Origin of the sequence: Longimicrobium sp., from assembly GCF_036280135.1 — a bacterium.
GTDB lineage: Bacteria > Gemmatimonadota > Gemmatimonadetes > Longimicrobiales > Longimicrobiaceae > Longimicrobium.
Genome location: NZ_DASURI010000601.1, coordinates 1 through 3,853 on the forward strand (window position 1 = coordinate 1; position 3,853 = coordinate 3,853).

Consider the following 3,853-nt stretch of genomic DNA (forward strand, 5'->3'; position numbering starts at 1 on the left):
GGTCTGTTTTCTCCAACCCGCACGATCTCGCGCTCCTGCAGCACGCGAAGGAGCTTGGCCTGCATGGCGGGCGACACGTCGCCGATCTCGTCCAGGAACACCGTGCCGCCGTTGGCCTCCTCGAACAGGCCCTTGCGCTCGTTGACGGCGCCCGTGAACGCGCCGCGGGCGTGGCCAAAGAGCTCCGACTCCAGCAGCCCCTCGGCCAGCGCCGAGCAGTTGACGGCCAGGTACGGGCGCGAGCGGCGGGGGCTTTCCTCGTGCAGGGCGCGGGCGATGAGCTCCTTGCCCGTGCCGGTGGCGCCGCGCAGCAGGACGGTGCTTTCCGTGGGCGCCACGCGCGCGATGGCCTTCTTGACCTCGCGCATCTTGCTGCTGGCGCCCACGATGCGCAGAGCCCCGTCGCCCAGCACGGGCTCGCGGCGCGCCAGGATGGACTTGATCTTGGAGCGCAGCAGCGCGTTGTCGCAGGGCTTGGTGAGGTAGTCGTCCGCGCCCAGCTTGAGGGCGGCCACGGCGCTGTCCACCGTGGCAAAGCCCGTCAGCATGAGCACGGGGATGTCGTTGCCGCCCTGGCGCAGCTCCTCCAGCACGGACAGCCCCGTGCGCCCTTCCATGCGCAGGTCCAGCAGCACCATGTCGAAGCGGTCGTCGCGCAGCCGCTCCAGGCCTTCGTTGCCGCTGGCGGCGGCCGTCACCTCGTAGCCCTCGTCGGCCAGCAGGGCGCCGGTGCCCACGCGAAAGGCGCGGTCGTCGTCGATGATCAGGATGCGCGCGGTGTCCGGCATCGAATCGCTTTCGTCTCGTGATGTAGGAACTGCAACTTCTTGAACTGCTTCGGCCGGCGGTTTGGGCTGACGGTTGTCACTCCCGCACTCCCGCACTTTCGCACTTTCGCACTGCAGTTCCGGGCGCGCATCCCTCACGCGACGGACCGACCGCCGTCTGCGCGCGCTGCGGCGGAGTGTCTCTCGCCCGCGGAGGGCCCCCTCCCCCCGACCCCCTGCCCCCGCTTCGCGGGGGAGGGGGAGACCTGCGCTTGACGGGAAGGTCGCTACGCGTCCCGGGACCCGTTCGAAGTGTATACCCTCTCCCGCGCAGTTTGCGGGAGAGGGTGCGAGCGACAGCGAGCGGGTGAGGGCCCCTCAGTCCGCCGCGACCGCCGGCTCCGCCCGCGCGCCGGCGTCCTCCAGCGAGATGCTCTCGTCCAGCGTCTCGCGCGGCAGGCGGATGACGAAGCGGCTGCCCCGCCCCGGCGTGCTCTCCACGTCGATGCGCCCGCGGTGCCCCCGGATGATCCCCTCCGAGACGAACAGTCCCAGCCCGATCCCCGTCACGCCCGGCTTGGTCGTGTAGAACGCCTCGAAGATGTGCGGCAGGTCCGTTTCGCTGATCCCCGCGCCCGTGTCCTCCACCACCACCTCCACCGCGTCGCCGTCGGACCGCGTGGCCACGCGCAGCCGGCCGCCCCCGGGCATGGCGTCGCCCGCGTTGGCCACCAGGTTCGCCAGCACCTGCTGGATGGCCTCGGGGTGCGCCACCACGGGCGGCAGGTCCGGCGCCAGCTCCGCCACCACGTCCACCCCGCGCGCCTCCATCTCCTGCCGCGCCAGCGTGAGCACGCGGCTCACCAGCGCGTTCAGGTTCAGCAGGCTGCTGGCGTCGCTCTGGGGACGGCTCTGGTCCAGCAGTCGCCGCGTGAGCGACGCCATCCGCGCCAGCTCCTCCTGTGCCAGCGTAAGGAACTCGCGGTTGGGATCCGCCGGGTCGCCGCGCCGCTCCAGGGCCTCCAGGCAGTTCTGGATGTTGTAGATGGGATTGTTGATCTCGTGGCTCAGCTGCGCCACCAGCCGGCCCATGGCCGCCAGCTTCTCGCGGTGGATCATCTCCGCCTGGGCGCTGCGCAGCCGCGCCTCGCGATCGGCGATGGCGCGCCGCATCTCGCCGAACGCCCGCGCCAGCTGGCCGATCTCGTCCGCGCCGGCGCGCGGCAGGGGCGCCGCGAAGTCGCCGCGGGCCATGCGCGCCGACGCATCGGCCAGGGCCTGCGTGGGCCGCGCCACGATGCGCGACACGAGCGCCGCCAGGGCCAGCGCCAGCACCACCGCCGCGAACCCGATGCCGAACAGCGAGCGCTTGATGGCCGTGGCCACCTCCAGCTCCTGCGCGATGGGCCGCAGCAGGATGGCCGTCAGGGGCAGCCCGCCCGCCGGCAGGGTCACGGGCGCCGCCATGTACGCCTGCTCGGCGTCCACCTGCCGCGGCCCGCCCCCCGCGGAGACCATCAGCCGCAGCTCGCCGCGGTCCAGCAGGCGCCGCACGCTGTCCGGCAGCGTGGTGTCCACCAGCGAGTCGCCCACCAGGAGGGCCACGTCGGACTTGGCGCCCAGGTTCTTCTTGATGGCCTTGGCGGCCAGGGGCGTGCCCACGCCGGCCTGGCCCAGCCGCAGGGTGTCGACCTCCACGGTGGCGAGGGCAAAGCGGATGGGCGTGCTCCACCCGTCCGGCAGGGCGATGATGGTGGTGGCCTCGCGCTGCCCCGTGGCAATGGCCCGCGCGTCCAGCCGCGGCCCCACGCGCGAGGCGCCCGTGCTGTCGATGGCGATGGGACGGTCGTCCTTGTTCAGGTTGGCCGTCATCCGCCGCTCCACCTGCGGGTACTGCCCCCGCGACCACGCCCGCAGCGTGGCCGAGTCCAGCGTCGCCAGCTGCGCCGCGCGCAGGAGCGCCTGCTCGCTCGTCTCCCACTGCGCCAGCATGGAGACCTCGGCGCTGCTGAGCTCCTCGCGCGCGCGCTCGTACACGCCGCGCTCCACCGCGCGGGCAATGAGCAGCAGCGCCGGCGCCACGATCAGCAGCGACGTGGCGGCGAACATCAGGAACACCTTGGCGCGGAGCGAAAGGCCTCTCATGGTCTGCGTCCGGGGAGGGTCCGTTCGTCCGGCCGATGTTCACTGAACAGCGCGGGTGTGTTCAGTGAACAGTCAGGAACTCTTCCGAATGCCCCGAACAGGGGCGCCGGAACCGGGGCGAACGCTGGAAAACTAAGCAGCGGCGCCGATTTTCGCCACTGCGGCCGCGTTGGGCACATGCGGCATGTCCGTTGCCAAACTACGGGGCCGACCGCGCAACGGCGCGGACCGGCGGCCGGCCCTGGGGCCGGGTGCTTCAAAACCACAAGGCAACGGAGCTACGACCATGAAGAAGTTCCTTTCCATCGCGGCGCTGGCCCTCCTGGCGGCGTGCGGCGGCGACGATGCGGCCGAGGGCGAGGGCGCCACGGTGGCGGCCGACACGACCACCACCACGGTGCAGGGCACCGACACGGTGAGCCAGCCCACGGTCGTCCCGACCACCGACACGGTGACCACCACCACGACGGTGACGCAGGACACCACGCAGGGCCAGGCGACGACGGCGACGACGGACACCGCCGCGCACTGAGCTGGACCTCCGGCCGGCGCGCACCACGCGCGCCGGCCTTCCCTGACGAACTGAAAGGCACACTACGATGAAGAAGCTCATCGCGACCTTTGGCATCCTGGCCCTGGCGGCCTGCGGCGGCGGCGACAGCGAGACGGCCACCACCGAGGACACCACCACCGTGGCCCCGGCCGCCGAGACGGCGCCCGTGGTGACGCCCCCGGCCGACACCACGATGGCCGCCCCGGCCACGACGCCGATGGACAGCACGGGCGCCGCGGCCACCATGCCGGCCGGCGACACCATGAAGGGCGACAGCGCCTCCATGTAATCACCGCGCCTCACGGCGCCGTGTGGGTCGGGCCCGGACGTTCGCGTCCGGGCCCGTTCCTTTTGGTACGAAGGTACGAAGGAATCCTTCGCCTCCGCC

Annotated in this window: 4 protein-coding genes; 2 read left to right on the plus strand and 2 right to left on the minus strand. The window is 72.1% G+C overall.

The features are described 5' to 3' along the window. Together VFZ20_RS19385 and VFZ20_RS19390 are read right to left on the minus strand one after the other, a co-directional pair. A partial coding sequence (locus tag VFZ20_RS19385; RefSeq protein WP_329685584.1) for a sigma-54 dependent transcriptional regulator occupies positions 1-788 on the minus strand: 788 nt, incomplete at its 3' end. Between the two features lie 357 nt (positions 789-1,145). Next, positions 1,146-2,912 (minus strand): sensor histidine kinase, encoded by a 1,767-nt coding sequence (locus VFZ20_RS19390; RefSeq protein WP_329685585.1) that lies wholly within the window; start codon positions 2,910-2,912, stop codon positions 1,146-1,148. Positions 2,913-3,198: 286 nt separating this feature from the next. On the opposite strand from VFZ20_RS19390, the gene VFZ20_RS19395 reads away from it, so the two are divergent. Together VFZ20_RS19395 and VFZ20_RS19400 are read left to right on the plus strand one after the other, a co-directional pair. Continuing rightward, positions 3,199-3,444 carry a hypothetical protein gene (locus VFZ20_RS19395; protein ID WP_329685586.1) on the plus strand — a complete coding sequence of 82 codons (246 nt, stop codon included), beginning with the start codon at positions 3,199-3,201 and terminating at the stop codon, positions 3,442-3,444. A 67-nt stretch (positions 3,445-3,511) separates the two neighbouring features. Then, positions 3,512-3,754, plus strand: coding sequence for a hypothetical protein (locus VFZ20_RS19400; RefSeq protein WP_329685587.1), 243 nt, complete (start codon positions 3,512-3,514; stop codon positions 3,752-3,754). Positions 3,755-3,853: the final 99 nt, after the last annotated feature.

What these genes read in the sequence shown, in the direction of transcription:
- VFZ20_RS19390 (WP_329685585.1), bottom strand. Translation starts at nt 2,912, where the DNA reads ATGAGAGGCCTTTCGCTCCGCGCCAAGGTGTTCCTGATGTTCGCCGCC.
- VFZ20_RS19395 (WP_329685586.1), top strand. Translation starts at nt 3,199, where the DNA reads ATGAAGAAGTTCCTTTCCATCGCGGCGCTGGCCCTCCTGGCGGCGTGC.
- VFZ20_RS19400 (WP_329685587.1), top strand. Translation starts at nt 3,512, where the DNA reads ATGAAGAAGCTCATCGCGACCTTTGGCATCCTGGCCCTGGCGGCCTGC.